This window comes from Rhodothermales bacterium (assembly GCA_034439735.1).
In the GTDB taxonomy this organism is placed as follows: Bacteria; Bacteroidota; Rhodothermia; order Rhodothermales; family JAHQVL01; genus JAWKNW01.
On sequence record JAWXAX010000260.1, the window covers coordinates 1 to 21,435 of the forward strand.

A 21,435-nucleotide genomic window follows, 5' to 3' on the forward strand; every position below is an offset into this window, starting at 1 on the left:
GGCGCCGGCCAGACGGCGTACCCGGGCATGATCGACTCCGGCACCCGGCTGGGCCTGGTGGAAGTGGGCTCGGACCAGCGCACGATCGACCACGACGAGGTCGGCGAGGTTACGCCCCACATGGAGGCCCTGACGGCCATCAACCCGAACTCCGTCGCCATCCCCGTCACCCGCGTCAGCGGCGTCACTACCGTCATCGCGGCGCCCAGCGGAGGGCTTTTCCCCGGCAAGGCGGCGCTGGTGAACCTGCACGGTTACACCCCGGAGCAGATGAGTGTCGGCGGGATGCAGCTGATGACGATGAACTTCCCGACCTCCGCGCGGCGCGGCCGGTTCGACCAGCGGTCGGAGGAGGATGCCAAAAAGGCGTATGACGAGGCGATCAAGAAGCTGGACGATGTCTGGGCCGGCGCCGTGTTGTACGCCAGGATCGACTCCGCCTTCGCCGCCAACCCCGAGGCCGGCCGGCGGCCCGAGTACAATCCCCAGATGACCGCGATGCTGCCTGTCGTCCGCGGCCAGATGCCGATGCTCATCACTGTCGAGGCCGCGAAGGACATCCTCGCCGCGATCGATTGGGTGAAGAAGCAGAAGATTGCCCGGCCCGTTTTTGCCGGCGTGTCGGAGGGCTGGCGCGTGGCCGACAAACTCGTCGAGGCCGGCATCCCCTGCATCGTCGGGCCGATGCTGTCGGTCCCGACCCGCGACGCCGACCGGTACGACAAGGCCTACGCCAACATCGGGCTGCTACACAAAGCCGGAGTCAAGGTGGCGATCCAGACCGGCGACGCGGAGAATGTCCGCAACCTGCCGTTTAACGCTGGCTTCGCCGCGACGTACGGGATGGGGAAAGAGGCTGCGCTGCGGGCGGTGACGCTGGCGCCGGCGGAGATCTTCGGCGTGGCCGGCCAGGTCGGCTCCCTGGAAGTCGGCAAAAAAGCCAACCTCTTCCTCGCCAACGGCGACCCGTTCGAGACCAAGACCAAAATCACGAAGGTCTTCATCGACGGCTACGACATCCCCCTCGAAAACCGCCAGACCCGGCTCTACGAGGAGTTCCTCCAGCGTAACCCCGGCCTAGAAAAACACCCCAAAGCCCCCGAGGTGGCCGCGCCTACGGGGTGAGGATGAAGGCAAAAGGTAAAAGGTAAAAGGCAAAATGGTTTTTTGATCATTTCGCCTTTCGATGTGGCGATGTGTTCTGCCCGTTTTGCCTTTTCTATTTTGCCTTTTACCTTTCAAACAGCTCAATCGTCTCCCGAATCCCCTCGCGTAGCGGGGTCTCGTAGATGGCCGGGATGTGCCGGCGGAAGGTGGCGGTGTCGTACTCGGCGGGAAAGGGCAGGTCGTTCTGTTTGAAGGTGACCCGCGCGCCAGGGCGCAGGTCGCGGATGAGGTCCACCACCTCGGAGACCTGCACGGCCTTTGTGTCCAGGTTAAACACGAAGCTCCCGTCCAGCTGCCGCTCGGCGGCGTCGATGAATTGCCGCGCCACGTCGGACGCCCACTGGAACTGCATCGGACCGCTGAAGCCGATCTCGAACGCCTCGCCCCGAGCGGCCGCTAGCATGGCCTTTGTCGGGTCGCTCGTCAGCCCCTGATCCCGCCCCACGCCGTACACCGTAAACGGACGCAATGCCATGCTGCTGATGCCGTTTTCGCGCCAGTACACCTCGGCCGTGCCCTCGTTGGCGCGTTTGTAGACGCCGTAAAGCGTTCGCGGCCTCAGCGCGCTGGTGTCGTCGATCCGGGTCTCCTCGTAATCCTCCGGCGCGCCATACACGGCGATGGACGACGCGTAGGCCAGATGCCGGATGCCAGCCGCCCGCGCCGCCTCGAACACGTTCACGGTACCCACCACGTTCACCTGCGCCCCGAGCACCGGGTTCGCCCTGCAAAACGGCACCTGCAACGCCGCCAGGTGGATGATGTGGGTGACGCCGTGGGACGCGACAGCCTCCGCGACCTGCGCGGTGTCCGTGAGGTCGCCGCGGACGTAGATAATGGATTTCTGCTCCTCGCGGGTGAGCAAGAGGTCGACCCGGTGGCGGGTCTCACTCTGATCAAAGCTGACAGCCCGGTGGCCGGCGTGCACGAGGTGCCGGAGGGTCCACGCGCCAATACAACCCATGGCGCCGGTGACGAGGTAGGTGGGTGTGGTCAAGGCAAAAGGCAAAAGGAAAAAGACAAAAGAAAAAAACCCCGTAGGGTCGGGTTTAGGTCGAAGACCGTAACCCGACCCCAACATCATCAACGCCCGAACGGCACCACCAGTGCCAGCCAGGGGGCGACGATCAGGCGATCCACACCGGAGCCGATGGGCACCACGCCGCCATAATCGATCGAGATCCGCGAGGCGATGTACCGGCCGCCGACCATCGCTAGCCCGACGCTTTCGTCACCGGTCGAGATGAAGTAATTCTCGAACAACAGATAGCTGCGTTTCCCCCGGCGCAGCATCGCGCTCAGGGTGATGGCCGGATGCCGGCCCCATTCGTCGCCGGCAAAGCCGTAGCCGAGCCCGAAGGAGATGTTGCGATCGCGCGAGCCATAGGTCCCGATGCCGTACACAATGCCGGCCGCCTCATCGCCCACCGATGTGCCCAGCACGGTGCCGGCCAACGCCCCGATACCCAGGTTGAACTCACCCGGAACGACGGGAAACGACAGCTTTGGTGTAACCCAGATGGGGACATCGTCGGCACCCCACAGGAAAATGGGGATGATCCCGACGCCGAGCGACGCAAAGTCCGACAACCCGAAACTGACCTGGTTGAAGAAGATCCACACGTTCTGATAATACCCTTCCCCTTTGCGCAGCCCATACCCGTTCGGGCCCCAGAAATAGCGGGTCGACTGCGGGTTTTCCGCCCAGATCTCCCCGCTGTCCCGCCGCCGGGCGTCAACGGCTTCCATCCGTACGATAGTCTCCTCCGGGATGGACACGATACCGATCGTGTCGGTCTCAAGCCGGATCACGCCGGCGCTCCGCTCCACAATCTTCCCCACATACTCGTTCCCATCCCTCGTAACGACACGCCACACCAGAGCCGTATCCGCCGCCACGCCGGCCGGCACCTGGGCCCGCGCCGGGGTGGCCATACCTGCCAGCATGGCCCCCAGAAAGAACAAACGAGCGAGCAACAGCGTGCGGTTTTGCATTATTCGGATTGAGGTTGCGCGACAAAGTCCAGCGCGGGTACCGGACTCACGACCGACCAGCCGCCGTCGATGACCAGCGTCTGGCCCGTGATCTGGTCCGACGACGGGGCCAGCAGAAACAGGGCCGCGCGGGCGATGTCGGACGGAAACGCGGCCCGCCGGCTCGGCGACAGCTCGGCCCAGTGCGCCTCGTAGTCCGGGTCGTCGGCCAGATTCCTCGGGGTGACCGTCGCCCCCGGCGCAATGCAGTTGACGGTGATTTTGTGGGGGGATAATTCGAGCACGAGGTTGCGCGCCAGCATCTCCAGGCCGGCCTTCGTCATGCTGTAGGCCGACAGGTACGGCACCGCCTGATGCCCCGTCACCGACGACATGAACAGGATCCGCCCCCCCGTTCCCTGCTTCAGCATGTGCCGCGCCGCGGCCTGGGCGAGGAAAAACGACCCGCCGAGGTTGACGTTCATCACCCGTTGGAGGTCCTCGGGCGTATAGTCAAGAAAGCTATTCCAGAGCGTTTGGCCGGCGTTGGCCACGGCAATGGTGATCTTGCCCCCCTCGCGCACCGCCGCCTCCACGAGGCCACGCACCACATCCACATCCCCCACATCCCCCGCGATACCGATACAATGACCGCCCTGGCGCTGGATCGCCGCCGCCGCGTTGTGCGCCCGCGTGGCGTCCACATCGTTTAGCACCACCACCGCGCCGCTGAGCGCGAGCAGCCGGGCGATTTCGAACCCGATGCCCTCGCCGGCGCCGGTCACTACCGCGGAATGTCCGCTGAACAGAGGTTTACGCATAGGGGGACTTTTTTGTCATCCCCAACATGATTGGGGATCCACGCACGTCTTAGAGGTAGCATGGATCCCCGCTTTCGTGGGAATGACGACCAAGAAAAAGGCGGAGTCGCTTCATTCAACTTCCCTTGATGCACTCAAAACGTAGCGCGCCCGCCCGACAAATCAAACACGAACCCGGTGTTGAAACTCGCCTCTTCTGACACGATCCAGCACGAGATCGCGGCCGTCTCTTCCACCGTGCCCAGCCGGCCCATCGGGATCTTGGACGTCATGTACGCGAGCATCTCCGGGGCGGTGTCCTCGTTCATCGGGGTGCGGATGACCGCCGGCGCGAGGCCGTTCACCGTCACCCCCGTGCCGGCGTACTCCTTCCCGATCCCCTTCACCAGCCCCATCACGCCCGACTTACTCGCCGCGTAGCCGGCCATCCCCGGGTTACCCTCCTTCCCGCCGATCGAGGCGATGAGAAGGATGCGGCCGTACGACTGCTTCAGCATCGGCTCGATGGCGTACTTCGTCATGATAAAGGAGCCGGTCAGGTTGATGTCCACCACCTTCCGAAACGCCTCGGCGTCGTAATCGAGTATTTTGGTGGAGGATGGCCCGACGACGCCGGCGCAGTTCACCATCACGTCCAGCTTGCCGAAACGATCCACGACATCGTCGATGGCTTTCTTGACGGAGGCTTCGCTCGTGATGTCGACCGCGTAGGTCGATACCTCCATCTCGTCCGACTTAAACGCGGAAACAACCCGCGCCATCGCGGCCTCGTCCTGGTCGAAGATCGCCACATGGGCGCCCTCGCGCGTCAGCCGGCGGACAATCCCCAGCCCGATCCCGCTGGCGCCCCCGGTAACAATGGCGATCTGGTTGTTGAAGCGATGCATATCGGTTGCAGGTTGGCAGGTTGCAGGTTGGCAGGCTTGTCCTGAGGGACGACGGCGATAGCCGGCGGACTCGAAGGATCTAAATGATTGGAAATTTGACAGATTGGCAGGTTTAACAACATGTAACCTGCAACCTGCCAACCTGCAACCATCAATGATTCGGATTCGGCACGTCGCTGCCGGATTTACCCTTGAGGAAGTCAAAATCCGCCCCGGTGTCGGCTTGCATGACGTGATTGAGGTACATGCTCACGTAGCCGCGGTCGGTGTGGGGGGCGCGGGGTTTCCAGGCGGCGCGCCGGCGGGCCAGTTCGGCGTCCGGCACGTCCAGGTGGAGCCGGCGGTTGGCGACGTCGAGTTCGATCATATCCCCGTCCTGAACCAGGGCGAGGTTGCCGCCCACGGCCGATTCGGGCGCGACGTGGAGGACGACCGTCCCATAGGCCGTCCCGCTCATCCGACCGTCGGAAATCCGCACCATGTCCCGCACGCCCTGCTCCAGCACCTTCGTTGGCAGCCCCATGTTGCCCACCTCGGGCATCCCCGGGTAGCCTTTGGGGCCGACGTTTTTGAGGACTAGGACCGAGTCTTTGGTGACATTCAGCTTCGGGTCGTCGATGCGGTCGTGGTAGTCGTCGTAATCCTCGAACACCACCGCCGGCCCGCGGTGCTGCATGAGCTCGGGCGTGGCGGCGGAGGGTTTGATGATGGCGCCATTTTCGGCCAGGTTACCGTACAACACGGCCAGGCCGGCGTGGTCGATCAGCGGCGCATCGGCTGTCGCGATCACCTCGTGGTTGTAGTTGGGCGCGTCCGCGTTGTTTTCGCCGAAGGTGCGGCCCGAGACGGTCATGGCGCCCAGGTGGAGCTTGTCGCGGATTTCGGCGACGACGGCCGGCACGCCGCCGGCGTAATAAAAATCCTCCATGAGGAATTTGCCAGAGGGCATCAGGTTCACCAGCAGCGGCATGGCGCTCCCGATCCGGTCGAAGTCCTCCAGATTTAACTCCACCCCCATCCGGCCGGCAATTGCCAGCAGGTGGATGACGAAGTTGGTCGACCCCCCCACGGCCGCGTTGACGCGGATGGCGTTTTCGAACGCCTCGCGGGTGAGCACCTGCGAGAGGCGCAGGTCTTCTTTCACCATCTCCACGATCCGCATCCCCGTCATGTGCGCCAGCCGGCGCCGGCGGGAGTCCGGCGCGGGGATCGCCGCCGCCCCGGGCAGGGTGAGGCCGAGGGCTTCTACCATACAGGCCATCGTCGACGCCGTGCCCATCGTCATGCAGTGCCCGTCGCTGCGGGACATGCAGGCTTCGGCGTCGAAGAACTCGTGTTCGGTGATTTTGCCGGCGCGGAGGTCCTCGCTGAACTCCCACACGCTGGTGCCGGAGCCGATATCCCGGCCCTTGTACTTCCCGTTGAGCATCGCGCCGCCGGGGAGGACAATGGTGGGGAGATCGACACTCGCCGCGCCCATCACGGTCGATGGTGTGGTTTTGTCACACCCCGTCATCAACACGATCCCGTCGAGCGGGTTGGCCCGGATGGTCTCCTCCACATCCATACTCGCCAGATTGCGGTAGAGCATCGTCGTGGGCCGCATGAGGATTTCGCCGAGGGACATGACGGGAAACTCGAACGGGAAACCGCCGGCTTCGTACACGCCTCGCTTCACGTGTTCGGCCAACATCCGGAAGTGGGCGTTGCAGGGCGTCAACTCCGACCACGTGTTGCAGATGCCGATCACCGGCCGGCCGTCGAACATGTGGTCCGGATGGCCCTGGTTCTTGGTCCAGCTCCGGTGTACGAAGCCCATCTTGTCCCGCGTGCCGAACCATACGGCGCTGCGGAGTCCTTGTTGTTGTTTTGACATAAGAGCTTGAAACGAGAAACGTTGAACGTCTGTGCGTTGAACGTTAAGTGACCGTGCGTTGGATGGTGGGTCTCGAATGTACGACTGACGGGGGAAGGTTCAAGGTTTGCAGGTTGCAGGTTGGCAGGTTATTGGGAAAAAAGACTGTAAGCTGTCACACAACAACCTGTAACCTGTAACTTGCCAACCTGTAACCCTAGAACGGGTACGCCCTCCCATGCTGCCCGCCGTCGATGCGGACAGTGTTGCCGTTCAACGAGCCGTTGGCCTCGCTGAGGAGGTAGACCGCGAAGCTGGCGATGTCTTCCGGGCGGGCCATGCGGCCGAGGAGGTGGGCTTCGTCGATGCGCCGGCGTTCACCCTCGGGGTCCGGGTGTGTGTCGAACGCGTTTGTGTTCAGCGGCGTGAGCGTCCACCCCGGCGCGATGGCGACGGAGAGGATGTTGTCGGCCGCCCACTCGATGGCCATGGACTGCGTGAGCGCGCTCATCGCGGCCTTCGAGGCGTTGTACGGGAAGGCGCCGGGCATCGTCTGGGTGGCGTGGATGGAGGAGATATTGACGACCACACCCCGGCCGGCGGCCTTAAGGTACGGATGGGCGGCCTGGGCCATGGCCCAGGCCGAGTAAAAGTTGACGCGGAAGCACCGGTCGATCTGCTCGGCGGTGGCGCCCAGGACGCCATGGTTGAAGTTGGTGCCGGCGTTGTTCACCAGCCCATCCAATCCCCCCAGAACCCCTGCCGCGCGATCGACAAAGGCACGGCATCCTTCCAGATCCCCCACATCCAGCACCTCGAAGTAGGCGCGTCGACCGAAGGACGTTATGGCGGCGTGAACCTCATTCGCCCCCTCCGCGGTCAGCCCACAAAACGCCATGTCCGCGCCGGCCTCCGCGCAGGCCAGGGCAATCGCCCTCCCGATGCCGCTCGTGGCGCCGGTGACGAGGATGCGTTTGTCGACCAGGTTTATCGGCATGGTTCTCTCGTCACCTCGCTAATCGCTATTCACGAATCGCTACTCACTAATCCCTCACCCCCCAAACCGCGTCTCCGGCAACCCCTTCACGCCCGGCTGGAGGGCGAAGACACTGCCGGCCTGGGGCTGGACCATGCGCGTCTCCTCGGGGAGGTTGATGCTGGCGGAAGTGATGTAGAGCGTATCGAAGTCCCGCCCGCCGAAAATACAGCTCGTCGGACGCTGGACGGGCATGCGAATCTCCTGGTCGATCGAGCCGTCCGGCGCGTAGCGGGTGACGCGCCAGCCATCCCACACGGCGCTCCAAATGTAGCCCTCGGCGTCGACCGTGAGGCCGTCGGGATATCCCTGGTCGACCACGGCGAAGACGCGTTCGTTGGAGATCGCGCCGGCGGCGAGGTCGAAGTCGAACGCGAAGATGCGCTGCATCGACGAGTCCGAATAATACATCGTCTGGTTGTCCGGACTCCAGCCGATGCCGTTGGAGATAAAGGCGCCAGGGCGCATCAGCCGGCAGGAGTGGTCGGGATCGAGCCGGTACAGGGCGCCGTTGATGACCTTTTCGGCGTTGTCCATCGTGCCGGCCCAGAACCGGCCGGCGCGGTCGCACTTCCCGTCGTTAAATCGATTGCCGGCTTTGTCCGCCTCGGGATCGACGACGGACAGGACGTCTCCCGAGTCGAAATCCAGCATATAAAACCCGTTCTGGAGCGCCAGCACAGCCCCGCCGATCCTGCGGAGAGCGAAGCTGCCAATCTCCTCGGGCAGCGCCCACACGCGGTAATCGCCGGTGCCGGGGATCCACTTCTGGAGGTGGCGCTCTTTGATGTCGATCCAGTACAACGCCTGATCCTCGGGGTCCCAGAGCGGGCCCTCGCCGAGGATGTCCTGAGAGTCAAATGCACAGTAGGGTTTCATAACAGAGGCCCGGGCTGATGGTTGGGGGAAGCTACGATTTTGGTCCCGGGATTCATAGGGGGGATTTGCAGGGAGGGCTGGATTGACAGACGCCAGGAGGGCTGCTATTTTGATGCGTAGTTCCCTTCGTGTCGTTACTCCTCTTGAACTAGCCCAGGCACTGGACCTTTGAGCACACAAGTTTCCCCAACCGGTCGCCCCAGAACTGCGCTTGAACTGAACGCCGCCGGCCTGGATGCCCTCATTCGGGCACTCGGCATTGCGGATGCGGCTCGATTCCTACAGCAATATAGTCCCGGTATTGGAGACTATACGGCGGAACGTGACACCCAATTAGGTGGATTGGGCATGGACGACGTGCTTCGACTGACTCGAGAACATGAACGGCCGTAGCATCGATCTGCGACTTACAGCCGCATGTTCATGCGAATAAAACGTTGAATCGCACAAAATGTAGTTCGTCATCCAAGCTCCAACATGCACTTCTCCCCACGCCAAATCCTCCAGATTTGCATTCTTTCGCTCTGTCTTATCCGACCAGCAGCCGGCCAGGGCCTGCCCGACGGTGTCGTGGCCGACACACTCGACTGGCGTCGCTATTATCCACTCGAGATCGGGAATACTTGGGAGTATACCGGAATCGATGGGGCGCCCAACCAATTGATCCGCACGATTGTCGGCGACACCGTGGCGAACGGCTACAGGTATTTCGTTCGGCGCGATTCGATCCCCCTTTACGTACGTCCGCCCGTTGTATTCACATTTTACGTTCGCTACGACACGGCCGGAACGGTCGTTACATTAGACGACATCGCGGCAGATACAGCCAGCTTACCTCTACCGTTTCCCTATTCCGGAGGGGACTTTCTCGCGCATTTTGATCTGCGATCCGCTTTTGGGGATACGCTCTTCCATGATGAGCCTCAAGTAATTTACGATGTGTCCGGCGGGTATCACGAAATGGTGACTATCTACGGGGAGCAGGCTAAGGTCGATGCGCTCAAATGCCTTCATGGAGACTGGTGGCGTGAATGTTATGCGACCGACATCGGATTTGTCCATGGCGGCAGTCTGGAGTATTATTTCCTGACCTATGCCAAAATTGCAGGTAAACAGTATGGCACAAGCCACGTCACGTCGCTAACGGCCAATGCCTCTCCACCTTCAGACCTCTCGATCGATGCTGTCTTCCCGAATCCTACCCGCGAAACGTTTCAGCTCGTCTACGCTATAGGACATCCTCAACAGGTACGCCTTACCCTTGTTAACGCCCTAGGACAGCAGATTTATTCGGATGTACCGGGGTTCTTACCAGCCGGCCAATATCGCTTTTTGTATGATATGAGCGGATTGGCCTCGGGCATCTACTTCATCCGCCTGACATCGGACACGGGCCGAGAGGCGGTGCGATCCCTCCTTGTTTATCACTAGCATTCTAACTCGTTGAACCTCGAACTCTCCTCCCACGTCATCCTCGTCACCGGCGGGGCTAAAGGCATCGGCCGCGCGATTGTCCAGCACCTGGCCGAGGAAGGCGCCACGCCGGTCCTGATCGACAAAGACGCGCCGGCGCTCCGCGCCGCCATGGATGCCCTCGGTGAAGCCGGCTATCAGGCCCTCTCCGTCGAGGCCGACCTTACGGACCCCGACGCCTGCCGGCACGCGGTCGAGGCCGCTGTCGAGGCCTTCGGGCGGATCGATGGGCTGGTCAACAACGCCGGCTTCAACGATAAAATCGGCCTCGACGCCGGCCCAAAGGCCTTTATGGGGTCGATCGAGCGCAACCTGCTCCACGTCTACGCCATGGCGCACTACGCCCTACCCCACCTGAAGGCGAGCAGGGGCCCGATCGTCAACATCAGCTCCAAAACAGCACTGACGGGTCAGGGCGGGACGTCCGGCTACATCGCGGCCAAGGGCGGTGTGCTGGGGCTCACACGCGAGTGGGCGACAGAGCTTTGTGACGATGGGATCCGCGTGAACTGTATCCTGCCGGCGGAGGTGTGGACGCCGCTGTACGAGTGGTTCATCGCCAGCGAACCCGACCCCGCGGCGCGCAAAAAAGCCATCGAGGACCGCATTCCCCTGGGCCGGCGCATGACCACGCCGGACGAAATCGCCGACATGGTCCTCTTCCTCCTCTCCCCCCGAGCCAGCCACATCACCGGCCAGTGGCTGTCGGTGGATGGAGGGTATGTGCATTTGGATCGAATGAAGTAAAAAGGTAAAAGGTAAAAGGTAAAACGGGGGCTCCAAATCGCATCGTTTTGCCTTTTTCATTTTACCATTTTACTTATCGCACGATTACCATCTTCCGCGTTGCCGTCCGCACGCCTTCCGGGGTCTGGGCTTCGAGGGTGTAGAGGTAGAGGCCGCTGGAGAGGCGCCGGCCGGCATCATCGGCCCCGTCCCAGGTGGCGGCGTGGGTGCCGGCGGGCTGGACGGCGTCGACCAGCGTCCGCACCTCGCGGCCCAGGATGTCGTGGATACGCAGCGTCGCGGCGCCGGCGGCGGGGAGCTGGTAACGGATCGTGGCCTCCTCGGCGACGGGGTTCGGGAAGGCCGGTTCGAGGGCGAAGGTATAGGCCGGCCGCGCCGGCTGCTCCTCGTTGGCTACCGGGTTGGCATCCAGCACACGGACCCGGTCGTCCCAGAATACCTGCGCGGCGTCGGCATTCGCGCGGACCTCCGCCTCGGTGCTGCCGCCGACAATCGCAAAGCCAAAGTCGACCAGCGCGCCGACGCCGATCGTGAACGGGCCGGCCGACATCAGGGTCGACACATCGGTTACGTCCAACGCGGTCGTCTGCACCCCGCCGCTGATGAAGCCCCACTTCTCGGCATCCGTGAAGTCGTCGTAGATCTCATCGGGGTTATGGATGGCCCGAAAGCCGAAGGCGGCTTGGGCGTTGAGCGCCTTCGTCCCGATGTACGTCCCCTCGCCGCTGGCCACCGTTTGCCAGATCCCCAGCCGGCGAGCCGCGTCGTAGCGCGCGAAGTCGGCGCCCGGATCTTCGATCGAGTCCCAGTCAAAAAACAACCCCAGATGATAGTTGGTGATGGCCGCGGCGCTGATGTTTTCGACGGTGTAGCGCAGGATCACAAAGTCGTTGTTAGCCTGGCTTGTATCCGCATAACTATTCTGGTAGACCCGCACGTTGAGCGGGCTGCCGGCCTCGGAATCCAGCAGCTGCAGATACCCCTGCTCGGTGGCCACTTCGCCGTCCGCGATCCCGAACGGCGAGGCGTCTTCACGGACGAAATCGTCTGAGATGGCGGCCCCGATCCCACGGACGTTATCGGATACCTTCGTCGGGCCCGTGCCCATGATCAATCCCCCCTCGAACAACCAGTCGATGCCCTGGTAACGGATGCCGTCGCCAAACGAATCCCCCTGAAACTCCTCATAGCCCAGGTTGCCCTCTTCGGTTAGGGTTACCTGCATTACCCCCGTGTCGTGGACGGTGTTGTTGACTGTCACCTGAAACCCGTCGACGTCGGTGTACGCGCCGCTCGAGAAGTTGATATTGAGCGGCGTGCGCAGGTTGAGGGGGAGGTCGGCGCCGAGTTGGATGGTGAACTCGGCTTCTTTGACTTCGCCGGCCGCCAGCGACGCGATCGTAGCCTGAGGATTCACGACGGTGATCCGGGAGTCGGTGGTGGCAAGCGTCATCTGGAGGTTGCTGGCCGTTTCCAGGAAATTGGTTAGCGCAACCCGCACCGTAGCCGTTTCGCCACTTTCGACCCGGCTGCTGCCGGTCTCGTCGCGGATTTCAGAGTCGATGATGCGCACGGACGGGGTAGCCTCGGTGACGGCGCGCAGCGCGTTGATGCGCCCCTTGCCAATACGGCCCTGAAGGCGCGTGGCCGTGTTGACAGACCGTATATCGTCCGCCGTGGCCCGGACCTGCTCGCGAATCTGGTCGACCGTCCAGTCCGGATGCTGCGTCTTGACCATCGCCGCGAGGCCGGCAGCCAGCGGCGACGAAAACGACGTGCCCTGGGCCTGGCTGTAGGTGCCGCCGGTGTTGGTCACGTCGATCGCCGTTCCGGGCGCGTACGTATCCACATCGAGACCGTAGTTGGAGAAGGTGGCGATGCCGTCGGAGCTCTTGAACGTCGCGCCGACGGAGAGGACGTGCCTGCAGGAGGCCGGCGAACTGGGGGTATCATCACTATTGACGCCCTCATTGCCGGCGGAGCTAACGACGAGCACGTTGTTGTCGTACGCGAAATCGATAAAGTCCTGCTCAAAAAAGAGGCAGCTCCCTAGCCCGCCGAGGCTCACATTGATGATGTCCGCCCCGTTTTCCACCGCGTACAGATAGCCGGAAAGCACATCGTTGGATGACACCAGGAAGTCGGTCGTTGGATTGGCCGTGTTGATGGCCATGAAGGCGCTGTTCCAGGCCATGCCGGCGATGCCCACCCCATTGTTGGTGATCGCGGTGGCCGCGCCGGCCACCCAGGTGCCATGGGTTCCGTTGACCGCGAGGTTGGGACCGCTGCCGGGGTCCGCGCTGTCCGACGAAAAATTCCACCCGTTGATGTCGTCGATAAAGCCGTTGTCGTCGTCGTCGAGACCATTACCGGCCACCTCTCCCGGGTTGGTCCAGATGTTGGCCTGGAGATCCGCGTGCCGCCAGTCCGTCCGGGCATCAATTACGGCGATAAGCACATCGCCCTGGTCGGCCTTCACGACATCCCAGGCGGCGGGCAGGTTCATGCGGACGAGGTGGGACTGCTGGGCGTAGAGAGCGTCGTTGGGCGTTGCCGCCAGGAGCGATGCCTCGGCCGGCTCGTAAAACGCCGGCTCGGCCAGCGACACCCGCAACATACGGAGTGGTTCGGCGGCCTCGACTTCCGGCAGGGCGCGCAGCGAAGCGGCGACAGCCTCCGGATTGTGTGCTTCGTCGAACCGCACGCTATAGGTACGCAGAAGACGCTCGACACCCTTTACCTCGCCGCGCTTTGTAGCCCACAGACGCTGCGCCGCCGGGAACGCGGGCGCTACGGCGTAGACGCCGTACGCGGCGCCACGGGCGTCGAAGCGCGGACTGCCTACCTTGCCGACCGCCGGACCCGAGCCTGTCGCTCGGAATTTCACCAACACGACGCCCGGCTCGTAGACCTCCGTTGCCGCGCCCCGGCGCTTTGCCTTATCGTCGTCGGTTGCCGCATCACCGGCGCGTGCCGGCTGAAGGGTACCGGCGAGCAGAAGGGTACACATCGCCAGCAGCACGAAGACGGCGGGACGGACTACAAGAACGGGCATACGCATCGTGAATCGGTCTGAACGTGATCGTGGGGCGACGGGTCGAAGAATGTACTCCCGAGACAACAATAGTACCTAATGCCGCGGCTGGTTACCCGGCTCGAAGGCTTTCGCCTCATCCCAGTAGCGGTCGAGCTCTTCCAGCGGGACCTCGCGCATCGAACGCGCCGTTTCCGCCAGTTTTTGTTCGATATACTGGACACGGGACGTGAACTTCGCGTTGGTCCGCCGCAGCGCGTTTTCGGGGTGGAGCCCCGAAAGCCGGGCGTAGTTGACGAGCGCGAAAAGGAGATCGCCGAGTTCGGCTTCCCGCGCATCGACATCGCCGGCGGCCGAGTTAAACTCGGCCAGTTCTTCATCGACTTTTTCCCAGGCCGCCTCGGGCGTGTCGAAGTCGAACCCCACCGCCGCCGCTTTTTCCTGCATCCGATAGGCGCGGAGCAGGCTCGGGAGCTGGGCCGGCACGCCGTCCAACACCCCCCGGCTTCGGCTGCCCCCCTCGCCCTCGGTTTGTTTGATGCGCTCCCAGTTCGCCAGCACGTCCCCAACACCCGTCACGGCGACCTCGCCGAATACATGCGGGTGCCGGCGGATCAGCTTGGCCGATTCGGTTTCGATCACCTCGCGTAGCAGAAACCGGCCATCCCCCTCGGCGATGGCCGTGTGGAAAACGACATGAAGGAGAATATCCCCCAACTCCTTCTTCAACTCCTCCCAGTTGGTGCGATCGATCGCCTCCACCACTTCGTAGGCCTCCTCGACGAGAAGGTGCTTGACGGATTCGTGCGTCTGTTCACGATCCCAGGGGCAATCGCGCCGCAACTGCCTCACGATCGCGACAAAATCAGTAAATGCCTCGACCACGTCGGGCCCCGGCAAGAACCCCGGTTCGTAGATTTTTTCAGCCATGTGAACTCTTTTTTTTAGGTGGCCGGATGACATGATGTTGTCATCCGGCCGGCTTAATTTACGCGCCGAGGGTATGTTTCGCCCTCGAATATCGTCTATAGAGGAAACAGGCACCCCGAATGATGGCTGTTTCATCCTCCGGGCGGACTCATGCGCCGCCGCGCTTTCCGCGCGGCGCTCCAAGGACGGTCGCCGGCCTACCCAACCCGCCAGGCCGGCGGCGGACTCATTGCCATGCCACCGGGGCTCTTGTACATCTAACACTTAAGGAGGTATATCTATGGCACGAGGTATCAACAAGGTTATCCTGATCGGAAACCTGGGGCAAGACCCCGAACTGCGCTACACCGCCAGCGGCACCGCCGTCTGCAACATGCGGCTCGCCACGAACGAGTCCTACAAGGACGCGGATGGCAACATGGTCGACAAGACCGAATGGCACACGGTGGTGGCCTGGAGCCGTTTGGCCGAGATCTGCGGCGAGTACCTGAAGAAGGGCTCCCAGGTCTACTTCGAGGGCTCGCTCCAGACGCGGTCGTACGACGACAAGGACGGCAACACGAAGTTCACCACCGAAGTCAAGGCCCGCGAGATGATGATGCTCAGCGGCAAGGGAGACGGCAACGGCTTCTCGGGCGGCGGATCGATGGAGGGTGGCGAAAGCAGCAAAGGAAGCTTCCGGCCCCGCGCAGGCGCCGGCGCCGCGAAACCAAGCGGCGGTAGCGGCAACAGCCCGGACTCGTTCGACCCGGACGACGACCTGCCGTTCTGATCGGTTGCACTTGACGCAAGAATGTGACGTGACAGCCCGGGTGCGTGCGCGAAGGCCAATCCCCTTCCCCCGCACCCGGCTTTACACCCCTCTTTATCTCCCCTCATCGCTGATGAGCCGGAGCAACGCCGGGCTCGCCGCCCATTCGTACTGCAGGACCCCCACGGATCCAAAAAACCCGTAGCCATTTTCCACATTCGTAAAGGCCGTCGGCAAGGCCAGCTCCCCGGAATCGATGCCGTCGGCTACACGCCATCGGGCATCCAGCGAGCGAATCCGCAGCCCCATCGCGCAGAAAAACACGTCGGGCTCGTCCAACCTTTCCGTCAGACGCACGATATCTGCGCTGATGTTTACCGTGAAGCGCCAGCCACCATCGGTTGCGGCGCCAACGCGGCCGTACGGCAACGGAGTCGTCACCCCACGATCCAGCGTGCAGTCGCGCCCACCGACATCGTACGTGACGGCGATCTGCCAGGGCGAGACAGCTCCGGGTATCAAGATGTCCTGCAAAATCGTGATGCTGTCCGGCAACACCCGCAAATCAATCGGCTCGGGGACGATGTTCGACAGGTTGGGGACGGTCGTCTCGGCCCAGGCGATGACGCCATCCGACCGGTGCACCTCGAGTCGGTAGGTATGCCCGGGCTCAACAACAAACGTCGCCCGGAAAATGTGCGCGAACAGGCCGTCGTCGAGCTGTTCGAGCGAATGGATCCACTCGATGGTCGTGTCTGCCTCGGGCGTGGCATCGAGGTCCCGCGAAAAAACGATGGCGTCGAGATCGGCCTGGGGGTTGAGCGGACTCGTGATCCGCTCGGGAAAGCGGGTGATGGGAATCACGCGGACCTCATGAGGGACGAGCACTTGCGTGTTTTTTCCCTCATCCAGAAAGCCGTAGATCGTGTAGTACCGCTGGTCATTATCGAATGGATCGATAAACGAATCCTCACACCCGGCGGCCAGGCCGGCCACTGTACTGGCCACGACGCCGGCCATCGCCAGCATCACCACTCGAGCCGGGATGGCCTGGATGTTTCGCACACGCTCTACGGGTTAATATCTACGATGCCAACAGCACGGCGAACTCCCCTACGTCGATCTACGGCCGGACTCGCCCGCGGTGCCGCCTGTCTCCAAGGATACACTGCAACCACGATGCACGCCAACGGCGCGGAATAACTACCCCGCCGGCGCCGGCGATCAGGCCGGCCAGCTTCCGCCGGGGCCCATACAGGTCGTCGCGCCACAACGCGCGCGCAAAACGCCATAACGGCATCACCTCGGCGCCATCGACCAGCAGCGCCCGCCAGCGGAGATGCTCCACGGCGTTGATGTGCGCCTCACGCAACAAGGGCGCGCTACCCGGACGGTGTTCCGCCAGCCAGGCGTTCGCCAGCCGATGAATCCGCGCCAGCCCCTCGAGGTGCCGAGCGGATTGTTCCGCCGAAAAAGACAGCGACCCTGTCAGATTGCCGCCGTGTAGCCGATAGATGGCCAACACATCGGGCGTCGACGCCACTTCCGCCAGCAGCGGCGCCAGCATCAACAGATAGCCGTCCGCCACGCTGCGCAAGTCAGGCTCGGGCAACGGAAATAGCTGTGCGGCTACTTCCCGGCGCAACGTCATCCCGCTCGCCGGCGCGCTGCGCCACCGCCCACCGCGGCGCACGATATCCGCCGCGATCCATCCGTCGCTGGCGGGGCCGGACGGATCGATCCGGCGGAGTTCACGCCCCGCGGCATCGACGACGCGCATGCCGTGCACCAGCAGGCCGGCCGCCGGCCGGGCACGCGCGAGCACAACAATCAGCTCCACCTTGCCGGGTAAAAACGCATCGTCGGCATCGAGTAGACACACCAGCTCCCCCCGCGATTCTCGAAACGCCGCGTTCAACGCCGACGCCACCCCCCCGTTCGATTTTGTCAGCACCCGCACCCGTGCATCCCGCGCCGCAAACGACCGCGCCACCGCCACCGACTCATCCGTCGACCCGTCGTCGCACACGATCACCTCGAGCGCGGCATACGATTGGCCGAGCACACTCTCGATCGCCTCGGGCAGATACCGGGCGTAGTTGTAATTGGCTACCAGCACCGACACCAGCGGTTCGGCCGACAGAGGGCCTATGGGGAGAGGGTTAAGCATCGGGTTGGGGTACACGTTGCGCGTCAACCGTTAAACATCGAACCTTGAACCTTTAGCCCCTCCCGTATCGAGGCCGCGATGCCCTGAAAATGCCACCGCCCGTACCGGCCGATCATCGTGATGCCGGCGTCCTCCAGCGTGCGCAATGTCCGCTCCCGCCAGGTCGATCCCGGCCATTGCCACGTGTACGCGACCTCTATCCACGTCGTGTCTACCGCCTCCACGGCCCCGATGTAGCCCCAATCCGTGAGCTCATCGATAGCCGCCCGGATATAGTGCGCCACCGCCGCCTCATCCGGGCGCTCGTCCGGGAGGAAGGCGCGCTCCACATATAAACTGGCATGGGTGCCCTGGTTTCGGACGGACGCTGGCAGAAAATGAGCATCCACCTGATCGTAAAACCCGACACGATGGAAACCGGATGCGCTTTTCGGGACGTACACCCAGTGGTCCGTTGGCATCCGGGGGCCTCGACGGGCGCCGATATTCAGGACGAGCACGGACGTGTAGGGGTCTGGCCGCTCCTGAACCGGCACGCCGGCCATCGCGGCCATCTGGTTCAGGGGGATCGTCGCCAGCACACGCTCATAGCCGCGCGTGCTACCGTCGGAAAAATAGAGCAGGCGCCCCGCCGTATCGACGCTCGTAAGTTGCATCCCATACCGCACGTCGCAGCCGGCGGCCATGCCATTCGCCAGTCGATCAAGTCCGTTTTCCGGGTAGATAAACTCGGCGTTATACCCCGTCGCCGGCGCCGGCCCGGCCGCGCCCAGACGTAGGAGCGCCGGGTCGATGGGCGTCTTGTAGCTGTCCTGTGGGGCGATATGACGCCACAATCCAGCCGTGTACGCCTCCTGAAACGGCGCAAAAAAGAGCCGGTTGAGCGTCGGACCGAAGCCGGCCACCCAGTCGGCCATCGTCACCCGATCTCCGGCCGCTACCACCTCCTCCAGCTCGCGCAGGGCCGCACAGGCGTCGGCCTCGGGGAGATGGTGGAGGTGATACTGGAGCGGATACGGCACGAGGCGATCGATCTCGGGCAGATACACGGACGACCGGCGCGCGTACCGCCGTACAGGCGCGAACCGCTCGATAAAAGCAACCACCTCCGCATCTCCCCCAAAAATCCAGTGCCCACCGCCGAACTCGAACCGATACGCCTCGCCGTCTCCCGGCGCCGCGAGGAGCCGCGTCGGATCCCCGGGGCGCAGATAATACGAGGCGCAGATGCCGCCCGGCGCGCTGGCGGCTTCGAGGACCGGGTAACCGGTGTGGAGGCCGGCCGAAAGACCCGTCATGCCGGCGCCGATGATATAACGATCGGCGTTCAGAAACGATCGGAATTTCATGAATCGCGAGTTTGGTTCTCGTACCTGGCATTAACAATCTGCACATTCCTTTTTCTCGTCATCCCCAACTTGATTGGGGATCCATGCGAGGCTGGATAGTTGTATGGATCCCCGCTTACGCGGGGACGACGGGTAGGGGGAGAGCAACTAACCATTGTTTCTCATTTTAGGGTAAACCAATCGGATACGTCGAGGCCTATGCGCTCCATGAGCCGGTCGGCATCCGCGCGGTAGCCAGCGAGCAACTCGGCGCGCACCTCCGCCGGCATCGGCGGACGATCCAACATCATCTGCTGGAGACCCGTCTGCAGCCGGCCCCGCAGCGCCAGGGGCACCATTGCCCGGCCCAGACGCCGCAATGGCGAGGGGCCGGCAAGCAGCCGGTACAGCCAGGTGATTTTCGGGATGCCCGACCGGTTGGGCCGGCGGGACACGTCCGGCTCAAATTCGGCATCGATCCCCAAAAACCGACTCACCTCCGCCACCAACGCTACAGGATCGCGTTGGAACGCCTCGTACCGCAACACCAGTAGTTGCTCTGGCGAAAACAACCGGTAATACCGCTCGAGCTGCTCTCCGTAAAACCCCATCGCCCGGTAATGCCACAGGTGCTCCCAGCCGGCCGCGATGCGCTCTGCTTCACGGGCCAGGCCTTCTTCGAATGAGGTGGCCGGCTCCCGCCCGTCCCGCACAAGGTGCAGATAAGCCGCGTACGCCCGGTCGGCCGGATTGCGGAGCAACACGATCAACTTCACCCCCGGCAACCGCCGCGCGATGCGCTCCGGCGCGGAGGGGTCATACAGATAGAGGGGCGAACACTCGCCGGCCTGCCGGACCACGCCGGCGTCCGCAAAAAGCGCCGTGTAGGCGTCCCACGTCGTCACGGCCTTCCGGTTCACCGCCGCGTCGTCACCCGGCCCCGAAAATCGGGCAGACCCGCCTTCCAGCGCAAAAAAGTTCGTCTCGCGAAGCCGCGGGAAAAATACGTCCGGGTGCTGGCCCAGATAGTGATGCAACGCTGTCGTCCCCGCCTTGGCGGCGCCAAGGATCAGAAAATCAGGCGTACGGATGGGCATCGGGGCGGCGGCCATCGGGGAAAGAGGCGGCATGATGTTGGATACCGGGCGGCATGCAGCCGGCAAGCCGGTCGCGTACATGCAAACGCCGGCTTCGTTCCGGAACGAAAAAAGGGAGATCAAGGTCTAGTCAGGCACTTCACCTCCAGCAGTGGTAATAGCTACATGCAAAGGCACCGGCCTGGGGCTGCGCACGGATTGATCTTCGCTCTTCTGGGCGTATTCCTCGCCTCTCCCCTCCTCGCCCAGGATACCGACTTCGAGCCCGGCTGGCTCGTCGCCGGCCAGCCGTACGCCAAACTGGGCGTCATGGAAGATGGTATCCACCGATTCTCGCTGGCCGACCTCGCCGCAGCCGGCATCCCGACCACCGGCATCGATCCCGAAACCCTCTCCCTGCTCGAAAACGGACGCGCCATCCCCCTCCACGCGGCTGACGGCGCCTTTTATTTCGTCGGCCGGCGCAACACGGGCCACGACGAGGCCTGGGCCTACGACAACGACGCCGACCGGCTCCGCAGCAGCGCCTACAATAGTCTGTATTCGGATACGACGCAGTACTGGCTCACCTGGGGCGCCACGCCCGGCCTACGGTATGCGCAAATCCTTCCCGACCGATATTCCGGATCGCTGAACGGCGCAACCGACCGCGACACCCTCCACCTCGAGGCCGACCGGGTCTATTATTTTGGGGATTCCGACGACGCCGCCCAGCCGCAGTACACGCGTGGCGAAGGGTATTACGACCGTCTCTACGCCCACACCGGCTCGGAGTCCATCTCCCAGACCTATCCCCTGGCGCTCGATGCCTTCGCAAGCACGACAGACTCCCTCATCGTCACCGTCCGCCTCAGTGGCAGCTCCCTCCCGCGCCATCGCGTCACCCTCACCCTCCAGACTAACGGCGTCCCGATCGGTTGCGCGACCTGTACCGACGAAGTCGATTGGTCCGGCTACGACTTCCGGACCCTTCGTGTCGCCATCCCCCAGAATACCGCCGCCGGCGCGCTGAGCGTGGCTGTCGCCTCCCACAACGAGTTCAACAGCATCCCCAATAGGGTGCTCGTCGACTACGTCCAGGCCGCCTACTCCAGGACACGCCGCGCCGGCGCCGCCTCGTTTTTCCAGGAAACGACAGGCGAATCCACGACCACGCTGACTGCCGGCACCGCATCCTCCCTCCTCATCCTCCAACCCACCAACCACCGCGCATTCCCCCTCAGCGCCTCCGCGGGCGTATTCACCTTCTCCGACTCCCTTCAAGCCCCGTCTCGCTACTGGCTCAC

18 protein-coding genes are annotated in these 21,435 nt (G+C 63.3%); 5 read left to right on the forward strand and 13 right to left on the reverse strand.

What is annotated here, in order from left to right; genetic code table 11:
• Window positions 1-1,125: amidohydrolase family protein (locus SH809_18225; GenBank protein ID MDZ4701654.1), on the forward strand; the 1,125-nt coding region annotated here is incomplete at its 5' end.
• Window positions 1,126-1,231: 106 nt separating this feature from the next.
• Here SH809_18225 and SH809_18230 read toward each other — a convergent pair.
• The 7 genes from SH809_18230 to SH809_18260 form a co-directional block, all read right to left on the reverse strand.
• Complete coding sequence (locus SH809_18230; GenBank protein ID MDZ4701655.1) at window positions 1,232-2,164, reverse strand: SDR family oxidoreductase; 933 nt, start codon at window positions 2,162-2,164, stop codon at window positions 1,232-1,234.
• Between the two features lie 86 nt (window positions 2,165-2,250).
• The gene (locus SH809_18235) at window positions 2,251-3,162 is read right to left on the reverse strand and encodes a hypothetical protein (GenBank protein ID MDZ4701656.1); all 912 of its coding nucleotides are present in this window, start codon (window positions 3,160-3,162) and stop codon (window positions 2,251-2,253) included.
• The gene (locus tag SH809_18240; protein MDZ4701657.1) at window positions 3,162-3,962 is read right to left on the reverse strand and encodes an SDR family oxidoreductase; all 801 of its coding nucleotides are present in this window, start codon (window positions 3,960-3,962) and stop codon (window positions 3,162-3,164) included. Before SH809_18240 ends, SH809_18235 begins: the two co-directional genes overlap by 1 nt.
• A gap of 134 nt (window positions 3,963-4,096) precedes the next feature.
• On the reverse strand, window positions 4,097-4,849 hold the full coding sequence (locus tag SH809_18245) for an SDR family NAD(P)-dependent oxidoreductase (GenBank protein ID MDZ4701658.1): 753 nt from the start codon (window positions 4,847-4,849) through the stop codon (window positions 4,097-4,099).
• Window positions 4,850-5,000: 151 nt separating this feature from the next.
• The gene (araD, locus tag SH809_18250; protein MDZ4701659.1) at window positions 5,001-6,725 is read right to left on the reverse strand and encodes an L-arabinonate dehydratase; all 1,725 of its coding nucleotides are present in this window, start codon (window positions 6,723-6,725) and stop codon (window positions 5,001-5,003) included.
• Window positions 6,726-6,921: 196 nt separating this feature from the next.
• Window positions 6,922-7,701 carry an SDR family oxidoreductase gene (locus SH809_18255; GenBank protein ID MDZ4701660.1) on the reverse strand — a complete coding sequence of 260 codons (780 nt, stop codon included), beginning with the start codon at window positions 7,699-7,701 and terminating at the stop codon, window positions 6,922-6,924.
• Window positions 7,702-7,755: 54 nt separating this feature from the next.
• The gene (locus SH809_18260) at window positions 7,756-8,619 is read right to left on the reverse strand and encodes an SMP-30/gluconolactonase/LRE family protein (GenBank protein MDZ4701661.1); all 864 of its coding nucleotides are present in this window, start codon (window positions 8,617-8,619) and stop codon (window positions 7,756-7,758) included.
• Window positions 8,620-9,096: 477 nt separating this feature from the next.
• On the opposite strand from SH809_18260, the gene SH809_18265 reads away from it, so the two are divergent.
• Window positions 9,097-10,050, forward strand: coding sequence for a T9SS type A sorting domain-containing protein (locus SH809_18265; protein ID MDZ4701662.1), 954 nt, complete (start codon window positions 9,097-9,099; stop codon window positions 10,048-10,050).
• A 12-nt stretch (window positions 10,051-10,062) separates the two neighbouring features.
• Window positions 10,063-10,839, forward strand: a complete 777-nt coding sequence (locus SH809_18270) for an SDR family oxidoreductase (GenBank protein MDZ4701663.1) — start codon at window positions 10,063-10,065, stop codon at window positions 10,837-10,839.
• Window positions 10,840-10,912: 73 nt separating this feature from the next.
• Here the strand turns inward: SH809_18270 and SH809_18275 are convergent, their stop codons facing one another.
• Window positions 10,913-13,894, reverse strand: a complete 2,982-nt coding sequence (locus tag SH809_18275; GenBank protein MDZ4701664.1) for a S8 family serine peptidase — start codon at window positions 13,892-13,894, stop codon at window positions 10,913-10,915.
• A gap of 75 nt (window positions 13,895-13,969) precedes the next feature.
• On the reverse strand, window positions 13,970-14,803 hold the full coding sequence (gene mazG / locus SH809_18280) for a nucleoside triphosphate pyrophosphohydrolase (GenBank protein MDZ4701665.1): 834 nt from the start codon (window positions 14,801-14,803) through the stop codon (window positions 13,970-13,972).
• 280 nt (window positions 14,804-15,083) lie between these two features.
• Between mazG and SH809_18285 the strand changes: the two genes are divergently transcribed.
• Window positions 15,084-15,575 carry a single-stranded DNA-binding protein gene (locus SH809_18285; GenBank protein MDZ4701666.1) on the forward strand — a complete coding sequence of 164 codons (492 nt, stop codon included), beginning with the start codon at window positions 15,084-15,086 and terminating at the stop codon, window positions 15,573-15,575.
• Between the two features lie 93 nt (window positions 15,576-15,668).
• On the opposite strand, the gene SH809_18290 is transcribed toward SH809_18285, so the two are convergent.
• The 4 genes from SH809_18290 to SH809_18305 form a co-directional block, all read right to left on the reverse strand.
• Window positions 15,669-16,619: a hypothetical protein gene (locus tag SH809_18290; protein ID MDZ4701667.1), complete on the reverse strand. Its 951-nt coding sequence runs from the start codon at window positions 16,617-16,619 to the stop codon at window positions 15,669-15,671.
• Window positions 16,620-16,677: 58 nt separating this feature from the next.
• On the reverse strand, window positions 16,678-17,724 hold the full coding sequence (locus SH809_18295) for a glycosyltransferase (protein ID MDZ4701668.1): 1,047 nt from the start codon (window positions 17,722-17,724) through the stop codon (window positions 16,678-16,680).
• Between the two features lie 23 nt (window positions 17,725-17,747).
• Window positions 17,748-19,073, reverse strand: coding sequence for a hypothetical protein (locus SH809_18300; protein ID MDZ4701669.1), 1,326 nt, complete (start codon window positions 19,071-19,073; stop codon window positions 17,748-17,750).
• 161 nt (window positions 19,074-19,234) lie between these two features.
• A complete protein-coding gene (locus SH809_18305; GenBank protein MDZ4701670.1) occupies window positions 19,235-20,182 on the reverse strand; it encodes a sulfotransferase in 948 nt (315 codons plus the stop codon).
• Window positions 20,183-20,347: 165 nt separating this feature from the next.
• On the opposite strand from SH809_18305, the gene SH809_18310 reads away from it, so the two are divergent.
• The coding region (locus tag SH809_18310; GenBank protein ID MDZ4701671.1) for a hypothetical protein at window positions 20,348-21,435 on the forward strand (1,088 nt) is incomplete at its 3' end.

Bases quoted from the DNA above. Each gene is read 5' to 3' on its own strand.
- araD (MDZ4701659.1), bottom strand. From the start codon at position 6,725: ATGTCAAAACAACAACAAGGACTCCGCAGCGCCGTATGGTTCGGCACG.
- SH809_18245 (MDZ4701658.1), bottom strand. From the start codon at position 4,849: ATGCATCGCTTCAACAACCAGATCGCCATTGTTACCGGGGGCGCCAGC.
- SH809_18265 (MDZ4701662.1), top strand. From the start codon at position 9,097: ATGCACTTCTCCCCACGCCAAATCCTCCAGATTTGCATTCTTTCGCTC.
- SH809_18305 (MDZ4701670.1), bottom strand. From the start codon at position 20,182: ATGCCGCCTCTTTCCCCGATGGCCGCCGCCCCGATGCCCATCCGTACG.
- SH809_18260 (MDZ4701661.1), bottom strand. From the start codon at position 8,619: ATGAAACCCTACTGTGCATTTGACTCTCAGGACATCCTCGGCGAGGGC.
- SH809_18295 (MDZ4701668.1), bottom strand. From the start codon at position 17,724: ATGCTTAACCCTCTCCCCATAGGCCCTCTGTCGGCCGAACCGCTGGTG.
- SH809_18300 (MDZ4701669.1), bottom strand. From the start codon at position 19,073: ATGAAATTCCGATCGTTTCTGAACGCCGATCGTTATATCATCGGCGCC.
- SH809_18255 (MDZ4701660.1), bottom strand. From the start codon at position 7,701: ATGCCGATAAACCTGGTCGACAAACGCATCCTCGTCACCGGCGCCACG.
- SH809_18285 (MDZ4701666.1), top strand. From the start codon at position 15,084: ATGGCACGAGGTATCAACAAGGTTATCCTGATCGGAAACCTGGGGCAA.
- SH809_18275 (MDZ4701664.1), bottom strand. From the start codon at position 13,894: ATGCCCGTTCTTGTAGTCCGTCCCGCCGTCTTCGTGCTGCTGGCGATG.
- mazG (MDZ4701665.1), bottom strand. From the start codon at position 14,803: ATGGCTGAAAAAATCTACGAACCGGGGTTCTTGCCGGGGCCCGACGTG.
- SH809_18240 (MDZ4701657.1), bottom strand. From the start codon at position 3,962: ATGCGTAAACCTCTGTTCAGCGGACATTCCGCGGTAGTGACCGGCGCC.
- SH809_18235 (MDZ4701656.1), bottom strand. From the start codon at position 3,162: ATGCAAAACCGCACGCTGTTGCTCGCTCGTTTGTTCTTTCTGGGGGCC.